Origin of the sequence: Diaphorobacter sp. J5-51 (assembly GCF_001023515.1) — a bacterium.
Lineage (GTDB): Bacteria > Pseudomonadota > Gammaproteobacteria > Burkholderiales > Burkholderiaceae_C > Diaphorobacter > Diaphorobacter nitroreducens.
This window is the reverse complement of the sequence record NZ_JSYI01000076.1, coordinates 31,001-46,041: the sequence shown is the minus strand read 5'-3', so window position 1 is coordinate 46,041 and position 15,041 is coordinate 31,001. Positions and strand designations below refer to the sequence as shown.

Here is a 15,041-nt window from a genome sequence, read left to right as displayed (position 1 = left end):
CCATGAGCAAGGAAGACACCACCACATCCGGCGGCCTGCTGTCCAAGATGGTGCGGTTCGTGCGCAATCCCACCGTCAACTGGTCCGATCTCGATGCGGTCGAGGCGGACCGCGAGAGCCAGTACAGCAAGCAGATGCTCAAGGAGATGATCGAGCGCAAGCGGCGCAACGATTTCGTGCGCCGCCGCGAGTTCGATCAGCTGCGCAAGCTGCGCCAGCGCGAGGCCTTGCACGGCCAGCGCCCTGAAGACATCACTGCGCGCACGTCGTTCTTCCAGACCAGCATGACCTCGCCCGATGAGCGGGCTGTCACGCTCAAGAAGATCGACGAGATCGAGGCGCAGATGTCGCAGCAATGGTGGAAGGGCAAAGGGTCGGGCGAAACCCCGGCCCCAACCCCTGCGGCGCCCGCGCCTGACGGTGCGGCGCTGCCCGCAGCCCCCGCGCCGCGACCCGCACCTGTGGCTGCCGCGGCTTTTGCCGCTGCACCCACCGCAGGACAACCGTCGCCTGCGGCCGCGGCCATGGCGGCGGCGCTGGCCTCCAGCGGACTGGCCGGCGACCCTGCGCGCGCCTTTGCGCCGACGGCGCCGATGAGCCTGCCGCCGACGCTCGACAAGGCGCCCGCCGTCGTGCCGATGTTCCACGACGCGAGCCCGGTGGTCGTACCCCCGCCGCTCGCGGAGGACGCGCCGCAACCCGCGCCGTCCCAACCGGAGAAGTTCGTGCACGAACCCGACCTGGAAGAGGCCGCGATCCGCTTTGCCAATGGCGACTATGCCGGCGCGGAGTCGGGCCTGAAGGAAGTGCTGGTCCAACACCAGCACAGTGACCCCCAGCAGCAGCATGACATCTGGATGACCCTGTTTGACCTGTACCGGGCCACGGGCCAGCAGGAGCCTTTCGACGCGCTGGCCATTGACTATGCCGCTCGTTTCGGTCGCTCGGCGCCGCTGTGGTTCTCGTTGCCCGAACAGCTGGGTTTGAAGGCCATGACGCCTGACGTGGGTGCACTCGCCATCCCGCAGAGGGAACTGAGCTGGAGTGCGCAATCCACCCTCACGCAGCAATCGATTGCGGCGCTGCAGGCCTCGCTGGCGCGTTCCGCGCCGCCCTGGACCCTGAACTGGACGCGGCTGACCGCGATCGATCTGCCGGCGGTCACCGCGCTGGCCGAGCTGTTCGAGGCCTGCGCGGAGCGGGATGTGCAGATCCACTTCGTTGGCACCGCCGCGCTGCAGGGGGTCCTGCAGGCCCACACCCAGTCGGGGGACCGCGGCGCCGATCCACAGTGGTGGCGGCTGCGCATGGCGGCACTGCGGCTCATGGGGCTGCCCGATGAATTCGAACTCGTCGCGCTGGACTACTGCGTCACCTACGAGGTCTCGCCGCCATCGTGGGTACCTCCGCGCTGCGGCTACAGCGGCGACGACGGTGCGCAGCCACCGGCCACGCCAGACGCGGCCGACAGCGCGCTGTACGCGTCGGGGTTCGCGCTGTCGCAGCCGGGCGGCGTGGACGAGGGGCCTGCCGCCACGCTCGAAGGCCACATCGAGGGGGATGCGGCCTCCGTCCTGGAGCCGCTGGAGCCTCTCGTGCGCCCCGGCGTGCCGCTGAACGTGGCCTGCGATCGGCTGATCCGCATCGATTTCGCTGCCGTGGGCTCGGTGCTGAACTGGGCGGCCACCCAGCAGGCGCAAGGGCATGTGGTGCAGTTCACCAACCTGCACCGGTTGGTCGCCGTGTTCTTCAACGTGATCGGCGTGAACGAGCACGCCTGGGTGGTGCCCCGCAAGAACTGAGGCCGCACCGGCTATTTGCCACTCCGAGGTCGTTGCCGAGAAGGTGCTCTGCCGTGCTTGCAAGGCGGCGCAGCGCCCCCATATGCACCAGCTATGGAACAGTACCACGGCACCACCATCCTCAGCGTCCGGCGCCAGACGGCGGACGGCATCCAGGTCGCCCTTGGCGGCGACGGCCAGGTCACCCTGGGCAACATCGTTGTCAAGGGCACGGCGCGCAAGGTGCGCAAGCTCTACCAGGGGCGGGTCCTGGCAGGCTTTGCCGGCGCCACGGCCGATGCGTTCACGCTGTTCGAACGTTTCGAGGCCAAGCTGGAAAAGCACCAGGGCCAACTGACGCGCGCGGCCATCGAACTCACCAAGGATTGGCGTACCGACCGCGTGCTGCGCCGCCTGGAGGCCATGCTGGCCGTGGCGGACCATTCCGCGTCCCTCATCATCACCGGCAACGGCGACGTGCTGGAGCCCGAGCTGGGCATCGTCGCCATCGGCTCGGGCGGCGCCTACGCCCACTCGGCCGCCAAGGCGCTCTTGAGCAACACCGACCTGCCCGCGGCCGAGATCGTCAAGAAGTCGCTGGAGATCGCGGGCGAGCTGTGCATCTACACCAACATGCACCACACCATCGAGACGTTGTAGGCGTCGTGTGGTTGGCTATCTTTTTTGTAGCTGTTTGCGCTTGTCTATCAAGCGCTAGCGGCTCATTTGACTCATAAAGACAGGCAGGCTGCAGCATGTCCTCCATGACTCCCCAGGAAATCGTCTCCGAACTCGACCGCCACATCGTCGGCCAGAACGGCGCCAAGCGCGCCGTGGCCATTGCACTGCGCAACCGCTGGCGCCGCCAGCAGGTGGACGCCAGCCTGCGGCACGAGATCACGCCCAAGAACATCCTCATGATCGGCCCCACGGGCGTGGGCAAGACCGAGATCGCGCGGCGCCTGGCGCGCCTGGCGGACGCGCCGTTCATCAAGGTCGAGGCCACCAAGTTCACCGAGGTGGGCTACGTGGGCAAGGACGTGGATTCCATCGTCCGCGATCTGGTGGAAGTGGCCGTGAAACAGACGCGCGAAGCCGACATGAAGAAGGTGCGCGTGCGTGCCGAAGACGCCGCCGAGGACCGCATCCTGGATGTGCTCATCCCTCCGGCGCGCGGCGCTGGCGTCGATACCGCGCGCACCGGCGAGCCCGCGGGTGACAGCACGGCGCGCCAGGTGTTCCGCAAGAAGCTGCGCGAGGGCCAGCTGGACGACAAGGAGATCGAAATCGACCTGGCCGATGCGCGGCCGCAGTTCGAAATCATGAGCCCGGCCGGCATGGAGGAGATGACCGAGCAGTTGCGTGGCATGTTCAGCCAGATGGGCCAGGAGCGGCGTCGCGCGCGCAAGCTCAAGATCGCCGAGGCCATGAAGCTGCTGGTCGAGGAAGAGGCCGCCAAGCTGGTCAATGAGGAAGAGGTCAAGACGCGGGCGCTGGCCAACGCCGAGCAGAACGGTATTGTTTTCATCGACGAGATCGACAAGGTCGCGTCGCGCCAGGAGGCCGGCGGCGCCGACGTCTCGCGCCAGGGCGTGCAGCGCGACCTGCTGCCGCTGGTGGAAGGCACCACGGTGTCCACCAAGTACGGCATGGTCAAGACCGACCACATCCTGTTCATCGCCTCGGGGGCGTTCCACCTGGCCAAGCCGAGCGACCTGATCCCCGAGCTGCAGGGGCGCTTCCCGATACGCGTGGAACTCACCTCGCTGTCTGTACAGGACTTCGAAGCCATCCTCACGCAGACCCACGCGTCGCTGGTCAAGCAGTACCAGGCGCTGCTGGAGACGGAAGGCGTCACCCTGGATTTCACGCCCGAGGGCATCACCCGTCTGGCCCACATTGCCTTCGAGGTGAACGAGCGCACCGAAAACATCGGCGCGCGCCGCCTGTCCACGGTGATGGAGCGGCTGCTGGACGAGGTGAGTTATGACGCCACGCGCCTGTCGGGGCAGACCGTGGTGGTGGATGCCGGCTACGTGAATGCACGGCTGCAGTCGCTGAGCCAGGACGAAGACTTGTCCCGATACATCCTGTGATGCCTGGTTGCGTGGGACGTCAAGCCTTCATAAACCACTTGCATACCTGCAGCTAAGTGCTTAATCAATAAGGACATTTGCCCGATTCTCACCTTGGAAATCGGCGCTAAGTCCTTGATTTCATTGCAAAATTTTGTTGCGGCGCCTCTTGCCTGGTGTTCTTTTCCTGCTACAGTGCAAAAAAGTGCAATTAAGTGGTGAAAAGTGCCCTTTGCACCCTCTCTCGGGGTGGAAAGCGGCAGTAGCGGGCAAGGGGTTCCATCGGTGTTTCAAGGGGCGTCATCGCTGAGTCTGGATGCAAAGGGGCGGCTGTCCGTGCCGACCCGGCATCGTGACGCCCTCACGGCGCAGGCGGGCGGCCAGCTCACGCTCACCAAGCACCCCGATGGCTGCCTGATGGTCTTCCCCCGTCCCGAGTGGGAGAAGTTCCGCGAGCGCATTGCCCAGCTGCCCATGTCCGCGCAATGGTGGAAGCGCATCTTCCTCGGCAACGCGATGGACGTGGAGATGGATGGCACCGGCCGGGTGCTGGTCTCGCCCGAATTGCGCGAGGCGGCCGGCCTGTCCAAAGACGCCATCCTGCTGGGCATGGGCAACCACTTCGAGCTGTGGGACAAGGCCACCTACGAGGCCAAGGAAGCCGCGGCCATGCAGGCCGAGATGCCCGATGTCTTCAAGGATTTCTCTTTCTAGGGGCCGCGTGTGAACCAGCCCTTGCAACACACCACGGTCCTGCTCGACGAGGCGGTGCACGCCTTGCTGGGCGAGGGCGATGCGCCTGCGGGCACCTTCGTGGACGGCACCTTTGGCAGGGGAGGGCATTCGCGGCTCATCCTGCAGCGGTTGGGGCCGCAAGGCCGCCTGGTGGCGTTCGACAAGGACACCGAAGCCATTCAAGCAGCGGCGCGCATCACGGATGCGCGCTTTTCCATTCGGCACCAGGGGTTCAGCCATCTCGGGGAACTGCCCGCCGCCAGCGTGTCCGGTGTACTGCTGGACCTGGGCGTGAGCTCCCCGCAGATCGACGACCCCCAGCGCGGGTTCAGTTTTCGTTTCGATGGTCCGCTGGACATGCGCATGGACACCACGCGTGGCCAGAGCGTGGCCGAGTGGCTGGCAGATGCCGAAGCGGCACAGATTGCGGAGGTGATACGTGACTACGGTGAAGAACGGTTTGCTGGCCCCATTGCAAAGGCGATTGTTGCTCGGCGCACGGAACGCGGCCCCATTGCAAGCACCGCCGAACTGGCCGACATCGTGGCTGGCGCGGTCAAGACCCGCGAGCCGGGCCAGAACCCTGCAACGCGCACATTTCAGGCTCTTCGGATTTTCATCAACGCCGAGCTTGAGGAGCTGCAGCAGGCGCTAGAGGGTAGCCTGCATGTGCTGCGGCCCGGTGGCCGGCTGGTGGTCATCAGCTTCCATTCGCTGGAGGACCGCATCGTCAAGCAGTTCATCGCACAGCACTCCAAGGAGGTCTACGACCGCCGTGCGCCGTTCGCGCCGCCCCAGCCGATGCGGCTCAGGGCGCTGGAGCGCATCAAGCCGAGCACGGACGAGGTGGCCGCCAACGCGCGTGCGCGCAGCGCCGTGATGCGCGTGGCGGAACGCACGGAGGTGCCCGCATGAGCGACGCGCGGATGTGCCATGTCGCCACGCCGCTGCACGCGCATGCGCGGGGCGCGCTCGCTTCGCGGCACAGTCCTTCGAGCGTTGCAGGGCACACGGGAGGCGGGCGATGACGCGCATCAGCCTTGTGCTGCTGCTGGCGGTGATGGCCAGCGCGCTATACCTCGTGCATACGCAATACCAGTCGCGAAGGCTGTTCACCGAACTCGATCGCGCGGTGGCTGAGTCGCGCCGCCTGGAGACCGAGCACCAGCGCCTGCAGGTGGACAAGCGCGCGCAGGCCACGCCGCTGCGCGTGGAGCGCCTGGCGCGCGACCGGCTGCAGATGCGTACCGCCACGCCGGCCATTACCGAATACGTGACCGACGGCGGTAACGTCGTCGTGCCAGCCGGCGAGGGGCGCGCGCCGTGAGCAGCCGCAGCGTCAACTACACCTCCAGCCCTCTGCTGGCCAGCAAGACACCTGTCTGGCGCAGCAAGTTCATCGTCGCCCTGGTGGCGCTGGGTTTCGTGGGCCTGGCGGGGCGCGCCGCCTACGTGCAGGTGATTGGCAACGACTTCTTTCAGCGCCAGGGCGAGGTACGTTTTGCGCGCACGCTGGAGCTGCCGGCCAACCGGGGCCGCATCCTCGACCGCAATGGCCTGATCCTCGCTTCCAGCGTTCCGGCGGCCAGCATCTGGGCTATCCCTGAAGATGTGGAAATGGCCAAGCCCGAGGTGCGCGCCAAGCTCAAGGACCTGGCGCGTCTCATGGACATGCCGCTGTCCACGCTGCAGGGCAAGCTGGCCGACGAGGACAAGACCTTCGTCTGGATCAAGCGCCAGCTCGACTGGGACGTGGGCCAGCAGATCACCGCCCTGGGGCTGAAGGGCATCTACCTGCGCAAGGAATACAAGCGCCAGTATCCCGAGGGCGAAGCCGCCGCGCACGTGGTGGGCTTCACGAACGTGGAAGACCATGGCCAGGAAGGCATGGAGCTGGCCTTCGACAAGGATCTGGCGGGCAAGCCGGGGTCGCGCCGCGTGATCAAGGATCGCCTGGGCCGCGTGGTGGAGGGCGTAGGCGCCGAAGTGCCGCCCGTGGATGGCAAGGACATGCAGCTGTCCATCGACAGCAAGGTGCAGTTCTTCGCCTACCAGAAGCTGCGCGACACCGTGCAGGCGCACAAGGCCAAGGCCGGCAGCGTGGTGGTGCTGGATGCGCGCACGGGCGAGGTGCTGGCCTTGGCCAACTACCCCAGCTATGTGCCCGACAAGCGCCAGAACCTGACGGGCGAGCAACTGCGCAACCGCGCGCTCACCGACGTGTTCGAACCCGGCTCCACCATCAAGCCCATCACGGTGGGGCTGGCGCTGGAGAGCGGCCGCTTCAAGCCCGAAACCAGCGTGGACACCACGCCAGGCCGCTTGACCATCACCGGCTCGACGATCAGCGATACGCACAACTACGGGCTGTTGACCGTGGAGGGCGTGATCCAGAAGTCCAGCAACGTGGGTACCACGAAGATCGCGATGCAGCTGCCGGCGCAGGAAATGTGGGAAACCTTCTCTGCCGTCGGCTTCGGGCAAAAGCCGCAGATCGCCTTTCCGGGGGTGGCGAGCGGGCGGCTGCGCCCCTACAAGAGCTGGCGGCCCATCGAGCAGGCCACCATGTCCTACGGCTACGGCCTGTCGGCCAGCCTGTTCCAGATGGCGCGCTCCTATACCGTGTTTTCCAACGGCGGCAAGGTGATTCCCGCCACCATGCTGAAGACCCACGAAGCGCCCGTGGGCGTGCCCGTGTTCTCCGAACGCACCGCCAACCAGGTGCGCAAGATGCTGCAGATGGCCGCGGGGCCCGGCGGCACGGGCCAGAAGGCGCAGACGGTGGGCTATTCCGTGGGCGGCAAGTCCGGCACGGCGCGCAAGCAGGTGGGCAAGAGCTACGCCTCGGGCAAGTACCGCGCCTGGTTCACCGGGCTTGCGCCCATCGACCAACCGCGCATCATCGTGGCCGTGATGGTCGACGAGCCCAGCAACGGCGTGATCTACGGCGGTGCGGTCGCGGCGCCGGTGTTCAGTGAAGTGGTGCAGCAGACCCTGCGCATGATGGGCGTGGCGCCCGACATGGCTGTCAAGCCGCTCATCGTCTCCAACGGTGTGGAGGAATCGCTGTGAACGCACTGCACACGCTCACCACCCTGCAGGAGGCCGTGGACTGGCTGCGCCAGCGCGTCACGGGTACGCTGCAGACGGACAGCCGCCTGATCCAGCCGGGCGATGGGTTCATCGCGTGGCCCGGCGCGGCCACGGACGGGCGCGCCCACGTGGGCGACGCCGTGGCGCGCGGCGCTGCCGCCTGCTTGGTGGAGTGCGAGGGCGTGGAGCCCTTCGCCCTCGCGGGAGACCACATCGCGGCGCTGCGCGGCCTCAAGGCCGCGACCGGCATGATTGCCTCCGAGTGGTTCGGCCACCCTACCCAGCGCCTGCAGGTGTTGGCCGTGACCGGCACAAACGGCAAGACCAGCACGGCCTGGTGGCTGGCGGATGCGCTCAATCAGCTATCAAAAGAAGAGCTGCCAGCGCTTGCTGGATGCGCGCTGGTGGGTACTTTGGGCATGGGCGTGCCGCCAGCGTTGCAGACCACGGGCATGACGACCCCCGACCCGGTGCGCCTGCAGCGCGCCTTCGCGCAGTTTGCGGAAGCGGGCCATCGCGCCTGCGCCATCGAGGCATCGTCTATCGGCCTGGCCGAGCACCGCCTGGACGGCACACGCATTCACGTGGCGCTGTTCACCAACTTCACGCAGGACCACCTGGACTACCACCCGGGCATGGCCGCCTACTGGCAAGCCAAGCGCGCACTGTTCGACTGGCCGGGGCTGCGCGCATCCGTGGTCAATGTGGACGACCCGCAGGGCGCCGCTCTGCATGCCGAGCTGCAGGGCAGTGACCTGGATCTGTGGAGCGTCTCCCTGCAGGGCCCCGCCCGCCTGCAGGCCAAGCACATCGTGCACACGGGTGCCGGCCTGGCCTTCACGGTGGCCGAAGGCGCGCATACCGAGGTGCTGCAAACCCAGGTCATCGGCCTGTACAACGTGTCCAACCTGCTGGGCGTGATTGCAGGCATGCGTGCGCTGGGGGTGCCCCTGGCGCAGGCGCTCCAGGCCTGTGCGCGCCTGCGGCCCGTGCCCGGGCGCATGGAGCAGTTGGCGGCCGCTGGCCAGCCGCTGGTGGCTGTGGACTATGCCCACACGCCCGATGCGCTGCACCAGGCGCTGGCCGCGCTCAAGCCCGTGGCGGCGCAGCGCGGAGGGCGGCTGTGGTGCGTGTTCGGCTGCGGTGGCAACCGCGACGCCGGCAAGCGTCCGCTGATGGGAGCCGTGGCACAGCGCGAGGCCGACGAGGTCATCGTCACCAGCGATAACCCGCGGGGTGAGGAGCCGCAATCCATCATCCACCAGATCCTGCTGGGCACGATTGCAGGCACCAGCGTGCGTGCCGAGGTCGACCGCGCCGCGGCCATCGCGCAAGCGCTGGCCGAGGCCGGCGCCAACGATGTGGTGCTGATTGCCGGCAAGGGCCATGAGGACTATCAGGAGACGGCGGGCCAGCGTGTGCCGTTCTCCGACATGGCGCACGCGCGTGCAGCGCTCGCGCGCCGAGGAGGCGTGGCATGAGCCACCACCAGAACAACTCCCCCATGATGACGCTGCAACAGGCGTTTGATCTGCTGCGCGCCCGCATTCCTGGTGCGCGACTGATCGGCGAAGGTGCCACGCCGCTCGCGCGCGTGCACACCGATACCCGCACGCTGGCCGCAGGTGACCTGTTCGTGGCGCTCAAGGGTGAGCGTTTCGATGCGCACCAGTTCCTGTCCCAGGCGCGAGCGGCCGGCGCCGCGGCGGCCATTGCGCATGCGGGCCTGGCCGACGCCGGTCTGCCCGGCATCGAGGTCCCCGACACCCTGGCCGCCCTGGGAGCGCTGGCCGCTGGCTGGCGCGCGCAGCGGGATCTGCCGCTGATCGCCGTGACCGGCAGCAACGGCAAGACCACGGTCACGCAAATGATCGCGGCGGTGCTGCGGGCCTGGAAAGGCGACGCCGCGCTGGCCACGCAGGGCAACTTCAATAACGACGTGGGCGTGCCCCTCACGCTGCTGCGCCTGCGGCCGGGCCACGAGGCTGCGGTGGTCGAGTTGGGCATGAACCATCCCGGCGAGATCGCGAATCTGGCGGACATTGCCCGGCCCACCGTGGCCCTGGTCAACAACGCCCAGCGCGAGCACCTGGAATTCATGCACACGGTGGAGGCCGTGGCGCGCGAGAACGGCAGCGTGCTGTCTGCCCTGACGGCCGATGGCACGGCTGTGTTCCCGGCGGCAGATGCCTTCACGCCCTTGTGGCGCGAGCTGGCCGACACGCGGCACTGCCTGACCTTTGGCGAGGCCGCGGGCGAGGTGCGCTGCGCCGCAGCGCAATGGGGCGACGGCGCATGGCAGGTGCGCATCGACACCCCCAACGGCGCATTCGATACGCGGCTGGCCATCGCAGGGCGCCACAACGTCACCAATGCCCTGGCCGCCACGGCCTGCGCGCTGGCCGCGGGGGTGCCTCTGGCGAGCATTGCGCAAGGGCTGGCGGCTTTCGCGCCGGTCAACGGGCGCTCGCGGGCGCTGGCCGTGCGTTGCGGGGGGCGTTCCATCACGGTGGTGGACGACAGCTACAACGCCAACCCCGACTCGGTGCACGCGGCCATCGAGGTGTTGGCCGCACTGCCTGGCCCGCGCCTGCTGGTGCTGGGGGACATGGGCGAGGTGGGCGACCAGGGGCCGCAGTTCCACGCCGAGGCCGGCGCGCACGCCCGTGCGCGCGGCATCGAGCAGCTGTTTGCGCTGGGCGACCTGAGCGCCCACGCCGTGCAGGCCTGCGGGCCGACGGCACGGCATTTCAAGGACATGGCTGCGCTGCAGGCCGCGGTGGTGCAGGCCCTGCCCGCCGTGGGCAGCGTGCTGGTGAAGGGATCGCGATTCATGAAGATGGAACAGGTCGTGCAGGCGCTACAGGCCTTGCATGAGGGCGGCGCTGCGGGCGTCATCGTTGCCGCCGCTGCCGGGCAAGAGGGGGCTGCATGCTTGTAATGCTGGCGCAATGGCTGCAGGGCCTGTCTCCCGAATTCAGTTTTCTGCGCGTGTTTCAGTACCTCACTTTCCGCGCGGTAATGGCAGCGTTGACGGCGCTGCTCATCGGCCTGATTGCGGGCCCCAGGGTCATTCGCATGCTCACGGCGCTGAAGATCGGCCAGCCCATCCGCGGCTACGCCATGCAGACGCACCTGTCCAAGAGCGGCACGCCCACCATGGGCGGCGTGTTGATTCTGGGTTCCATTGCCATCTCCACGCTGCTGTGGTTCGACCTGTCCAACCGTTTCGTGTGGATCGTGCTGGCCGTGACGCTGGGGTTTGGCGCCATTGGCTGGGTAGACGACTGGCGCAAGGTGGTCAACAAGGACCCCGAGGGCATGCGTTCGCGCGAGAAGTATTTCTGGCAATCGGTGATCGGGCTGCTGGCCGCGCTGTACTTGGTGTTCAGCATTTCCGAGAACTCCAACACGCGGGTGTTCGAGCTGTTCATCACCTGGGTGCAGTCCGGCTTTTCGATGGACCTGCCGCCCAAGGCAGGCCTGCTGGTGCCGTTCTTCAAGGAAGTGAGCTACCCGCTGGGGGTGCTGGGCTTCGTGATCCTGACCTACCTGGTGATCGTGGGCTCCAGCAACGCCGTGAACCTGACCGATGGCCTGGATGGCCTGGCCATCATGCCCGTGATCATGGTGGGCGCCTCGCTGGGCATCTTCGCCTACGTGACCGGTAACGCGGGCTATGCGAAATACCTGCTGTTCCCTTATATCGCCGGCTCGGGCGAGCTGTTGATCTTCTGCGCCGCCATGGCGGGCGCGGGCCTCGCCTTCCTGTGGTTCAACACCCACCCCGCCCAGGTTTTCATGGGCGACGTCGGCGCGCTGGCTTTGGGCGCTGCGCTGGGCACGATCGCGGTCATCGTGCGCCAGGAGATCGTGCTGGCCATCATGGGCGGCATCTTCGTGGTGGAAGCGCTGTCGGTGATGCTGCAGGTGACCTGGTTCAAGTACACCAAGCGCAAGTATGGCGAGGGCAGGCGCCTCCTCAAGATGGCGCCGCTGCACCACCACTTTGAAAAGAGCGGCTGGAAGGAGACGCAGGTCGTCGTGCGCTTTTGGATCATCACCATGCTGTTGTGCCTCGTGGGTCTGACCACGCTGAAGCTGCGATGAACACTGGCCACCACGATCCCCTGCACCCCGACGCATTCGGCGCCGCAGCGACGACTGTGCCGCCGGCGCCCGTGTCCGCGCCCGGGGAGCGGGACGACGCGTTGCCGCAGGATGCGGCGCACGACAGTCCGCCGCAGGATCTATCGCCCTTGCCAGCGCCCGCGCAAGATGCAGTGGCGCGCTATGACTACACCGCACCCGCGGTGTCAGCCGCGGCCGCCGCTGCCGAGTTCGTGGCGCGCATCTTTGCCGACGCGGCTCCGGCGGAGGGTGGCGCTGGCACGTCTGCTGAAGACCCCCCCGGTTCTCCGGCTGCGGACCACGCCGTTGAGGAGCCTGCCGTCGCGTCCGAGGAGGCCCCGCAGGCGCCGCCCGCGCTTGCCGGCAAGCAGGTGCTGGTGCTGGGTCTGGGCGCCTCGGGCCTGGCCATGGCGCGCTGGTGTGTGCGCTGTGGTGCGCAGGTCACCGTGGCCGACACGCGCAGCAGTCCGCCGCAGCTGGCGGTGCTGCGCGCAGAACTGCCGCAGGTGGAGTTCATCGCCGGCGCCTTCGATGAGACCCTGGTGCAGGGGCGCGCGCTGCACGCGGTATACCGCTCGCCAGGTCTGAGTCCGAATGAGATCGCTCCTGTTGTTATAGCTGCTCGCGCCCGCCAGATAAGCGTGGAAGGCGAATTGGGTTTGTATGCGCAGGCGCTACGCGAGCTGCGCGCCGGTCAGGGCTACGCGCCCGCGGTGCTGGCCATCACCGGCACCAATGGCAAGACCACCGTGACCTCCCTCACGGGGCTGCTGGTGGAGTGCGCGGACAAGCGCGTGGCGGTGGCCGGCAACATCGGCCCCACGCTGCTGGATACGCTGGCGCAGCACATCGACGCGGGCACGCTGCCCGAGGTGTGGGTGCTGGAGCTGTCGAGCTTTCAGCTCGATGGCGTGCAGGGCTTCGAGCCCACAGCCGCGGCCGTGCTCAACATCACGCAGGACCACCTGGACTGGCACGGCAGCCTGCAGGCCTACGCACAGGCCAAGGGGCGCATCTTCGGCGAAACCGGCCTCATGGTGCTCAACCGCGAGGACGCGGAAGTCATGGCCCTGCTGCCACCGCCAGTGCGCGTGAAGCTGCAAAAGCCCCAGTTGCGCGCACACGTGACCTTCGGTGGCGACATGCCGCAGCGCCCGGGGGACTTCGGCATCGAGGTGGTCAGCGGCATGGCCTGGCTGGTGCGTGCACACGAAGCGGACGAAACGGCCAAGCGCGGCAAGGCGCAGGACGCCGAGCTGCACATCCAGCGCCTGATGCCCGCCGACGCGCTGCGCATCCGCGGGCGGCACAACGCCATCAATGCCCTGGCTGCGCTGGCGCTGGCCCAGGCTGCGGGCTGCCCGCTCGCGCCCATGCTCTACGGCCTGCGCGAATACCGCGGCGAGCCGCACCGCGTGGAGCCCGTGGGCATCGTGCGCGAGGTGGAGTACTTCGACGACAGCAAGGGCACCAACGTGGGCGCCACGGTGGCTGCGCTGACCGGGCTGGGCGCCGACCGGCGCCTGGTGGTGATCCTGGGTGGCGACGGCAAGGGTCAGGACTTCTCGCCGCTGGCCGCGCCCGTGGCGCGCTATGCGCGCGCGGTGGTGTTGATCGGGCGCGACGCGCCGCAGATCCGCGCCGCGCTGCAGGGCTGCGGCGTGCCGCTGCAGGACGCCGCCACGCTGCCCGAGGCCGTGCAGTTGGCCACACAGCGCGCCCATGCGGGCGACGCCGTGCTGCTGTCGCCCGCCTGCGCCAGCCTGGACATGTTCGACAACTACGCGCACCGCGCTCGCGTTTTCTGCGAAGCCGTGCAGGCGCTGGCCGAAGACGCCGGCCAGACGCTGGAAGGAGGGACGGCATGACCGCCGCGACCGCCGCTTCCCGTCCCTCGTTGTGGCAGCGCATGCGGGCCTGGGCGGGTGCCGCGCCGGCCGCAAACGCCGACGTCCTGCCCGTGCGCGTGGGCGGCACCGAATACCGGCGCACGGCCGCCACGCCCGCGCGCGTGCTGGGCTTCGACCAGGCGCTGCTGTGGGTGGTGGTCCTGCTGCTGGCCTTCAGCGTGGTGATGGTGTATTCAGCCTCGATCGCCATGCCGGACAACCCGCGCTTTGGCAACATCGCGCCCACGCACTTCCTGCTGCGCCACGCGATTGCCATCGGCGTGGGGTTCGTCGCGGCACTGATCGCGTTCCAGGTATCGATGGACACCTGGGAGCGCATGGCGCCGTGGTTGTTCGTGGCCTCCATCGTGCTGTTGATCGCGGTGCTGATCCCGCACGTGGGCACCATGGTGAACGGCGCGCGGCGCTGGCTCAGCCTGGGGTTCATGAACTTCCAGCCGTCCGAGCTGGCGAAGTTCGCGGTGCTGATCTACGCATCGGACTACATGGTGCGCAAGATGGAGGTCAAGGAGCGGTTCTTTCGCGCCGTGCTGCCCATGGCCGCCGCCGTGGCGGTGGTGGGTGCGCTGCTGCTGGCAGAGCCCGACATGGGCGCCTTCATGGTGATCGCGGTGATCGCCATGGGCATCCTGTTCCTGGGGGGCGTGAACGCGCGCATGTTCTTCCTGATTGCGGGTGTGCTGGTGGCGGCCTTCGCCATCATGATCGCCAGCTCACCCTGGCGCCGCGAGCGCGTGTTTGCCTACCTCGATCCGTTCAGCGAGCAACACGCCCTGGGCAAGGGCTACCAGCTCTCGCATGCGCTGATCGCCATTGGCCGCGGCGAGATCTTCGGTGTGGGGCTGGGTGGCAGCGTCGAGAAGCTGCACTGGCTGCCCGAGGCGCATACCGACTTCCTGCTGGCGGTGATCGGCGAAGAATTTGGCCTGGTGGGTGTGCTCACGCTGATCGTCGCCTTCCTGTGGATGACGCGGCGCATCATGCACATCGGCCGCCAGGCCATCGCGCTGGACCGCGTGTTCTCGGGCCTCGTAGCCCAGGGCGTGGCGATATGGATGGGCTTTCAGGCCTTCATCAACATGGGAGTGAACCTGGGGGCGCTGCCCACCAAGGGGCTGACGCTGCCGCTGATGAGCTTTGGCGGATCGGCCATCCTGATGAACCTGGTCGCCATCGCGGTGGTCCTGCGTGTGGATTACGAAAACAAGCTGCTCATGCGCGGAGGCCGTGCATGAGGAACCTTATTCACCGCCTCGGGCTTGTGGCAGTGCGTCGGTACTGCCGGCTTGCCATGCCCCTGCGCGCGCGCCGCGCAC

The 15,041-nt window shown here is 67.7% G+C and carries 12 protein-coding genes; all 12 read left to right on the top strand.

Translation table 11 applies throughout. From position 1 onward, the window contains the following. The first annotated feature begins 2 nt into the window (after window positions 1–2). The 12 genes from OX89_RS10810 (at window position 3) to ftsW (ending at window position 14,960) form a co-directional block, all read left to right on the top strand. Complete coding sequence (locus OX89_RS10810) at window positions 3–1,802, top strand: STAS domain-containing protein (protein WP_047350621.1); 1,800 nt, start codon at window positions 3–5, stop codon at window positions 1,800–1,802. 93 nt (window positions 1,803–1,895) lie between these two features. Continuing rightward, window positions 1,896–2,441, top strand: a complete 546-nt coding sequence (gene hslV / locus OX89_RS10805; protein ID WP_047350620.1) for an ATP-dependent protease subunit HslV — start codon at window positions 1,896–1,898, stop codon at window positions 2,439–2,441. Between the two features lie 95 nt (window positions 2,442–2,536). Then, complete coding sequence (gene hslU / locus OX89_RS10800) at window positions 2,537–3,877, top strand: ATP-dependent protease ATPase subunit HslU (RefSeq protein WP_011806774.1); 1,341 nt, start codon at window positions 2,537–2,539, stop codon at window positions 3,875–3,877. Between the two features lie 264 nt (window positions 3,878–4,141). Further along, entirely contained in the window at window positions 4,142–4,570 is a 429-nt protein-coding gene (mraZ, locus tag OX89_RS10795; RefSeq protein ID WP_011806773.1) for a division/cell wall cluster transcriptional repressor MraZ, read from the top strand. A gap of 9 nt (window positions 4,571–4,579) precedes the next feature. Beyond that, window positions 4,580–5,506, top strand: coding sequence for a 16S rRNA (cytosine(1402)-N(4))-methyltransferase RsmH (gene rsmH / locus OX89_RS10790; RefSeq protein ID WP_047350619.1), 927 nt, complete (start codon window positions 4,580–4,582; stop codon window positions 5,504–5,506). Window positions 5,507–5,615: 109 nt separating this feature from the next. Further along, window positions 5,616–5,918 (top strand): cell division protein FtsL, encoded by a 303-nt coding sequence (ftsL, locus tag OX89_RS10785; protein ID WP_015914268.1) that lies wholly within the window; start codon window positions 5,616–5,618, stop codon window positions 5,916–5,918. Then, a complete protein-coding gene (locus OX89_RS10780) occupies window positions 5,915–7,663 on the top strand; it encodes a penicillin-binding protein 2 (protein ID WP_015914267.1) in 1,749 nt (582 codons plus the stop codon). Before ftsL ends, OX89_RS10780 begins: the two co-directional genes overlap by 4 nt. Continuing rightward, window positions 7,660–9,165: a UDP-N-acetylmuramoyl-L-alanyl-D-glutamate--2,6-diaminopimelate ligase gene (locus tag OX89_RS10775; protein WP_047350618.1), complete on the top strand. Its 1,506-nt coding sequence runs from the start codon at window positions 7,660–7,662 to the stop codon at window positions 9,163–9,165. The genes OX89_RS10780 and OX89_RS10775 overlap by 4 nt, the downstream gene beginning before the upstream one ends. Continuing rightward, complete coding sequence (murF, locus tag OX89_RS10770; RefSeq protein ID WP_047350617.1) at window positions 9,162–10,625, top strand: UDP-N-acetylmuramoyl-tripeptide--D-alanyl-D-alanine ligase; 1,464 nt, start codon at window positions 9,162–9,164, stop codon at window positions 10,623–10,625. The genes OX89_RS10775 and murF overlap by 4 nt, the downstream gene beginning before the upstream one ends. Continuing rightward, a complete protein-coding gene (mraY, locus tag OX89_RS10765; protein WP_047350616.1) occupies window positions 10,616–11,794 on the top strand; it encodes a phospho-N-acetylmuramoyl-pentapeptide-transferase in 1,179 nt (392 codons plus the stop codon). Before murF ends, mraY begins: the two co-directional genes overlap by 10 nt. After that, window positions 11,791–13,683 carry a UDP-N-acetylmuramoyl-L-alanine--D-glutamate ligase gene (gene murD / locus OX89_RS10760; protein ID WP_157497424.1) on the top strand — a complete coding sequence of 631 codons (1,893 nt, stop codon included), beginning with the start codon at window positions 11,791–11,793 and terminating at the stop codon, window positions 13,681–13,683. Before mraY ends, murD begins: the two co-directional genes overlap by 4 nt. Beyond that, window positions 13,680–14,960 (top strand): putative lipid II flippase FtsW, encoded by a 1,281-nt coding sequence (gene ftsW, locus OX89_RS10755; RefSeq protein WP_011806765.1) that lies wholly within the window; start codon window positions 13,680–13,682, stop codon window positions 14,958–14,960. Before murD ends, ftsW begins: the two co-directional genes overlap by 4 nt. Window positions 14,961–15,041 lie beyond the last annotated feature (81 nt).

Excerpts from the sequence above, each read along its gene's own strand:
- OX89_RS10810 (WP_047350621.1), top strand. The coding sequence starts at position 3 with ATGAGCAAGGAAGACACCACCACATCCGGCGGCCTGCTGTCCAAGATG.
- hslV (WP_047350620.1), top strand. The coding sequence starts at position 1,896 with ATGGAACAGTACCACGGCACCACCATCCTCAGCGTCCGGCGCCAGACG.
- hslU (WP_011806774.1), top strand. The coding sequence starts at position 2,537 with ATGTCCTCCATGACTCCCCAGGAAATCGTCTCCGAACTCGACCGCCAC.
- ftsL (WP_015914268.1), top strand. The coding sequence starts at position 5,616 with ATGACGCGCATCAGCCTTGTGCTGCTGCTGGCGGTGATGGCCAGCGCG.
- murF (WP_047350617.1), top strand. The coding sequence starts at position 9,162 with ATGAGCCACCACCAGAACAACTCCCCCATGATGACGCTGCAACAGGCG.
- mraY (WP_047350616.1), top strand. The coding sequence starts at position 10,616 with ATGCTTGTAATGCTGGCGCAATGGCTGCAGGGCCTGTCTCCCGAATTC.
- murD (WP_157497424.1), top strand. The coding sequence starts at position 11,791 with ATGAACACTGGCCACCACGATCCCCTGCACCCCGACGCATTCGGCGCC.
- ftsW (WP_011806765.1), top strand. The coding sequence starts at position 13,680 with ATGACCGCCGCGACCGCCGCTTCCCGTCCCTCGTTGTGGCAGCGCATG.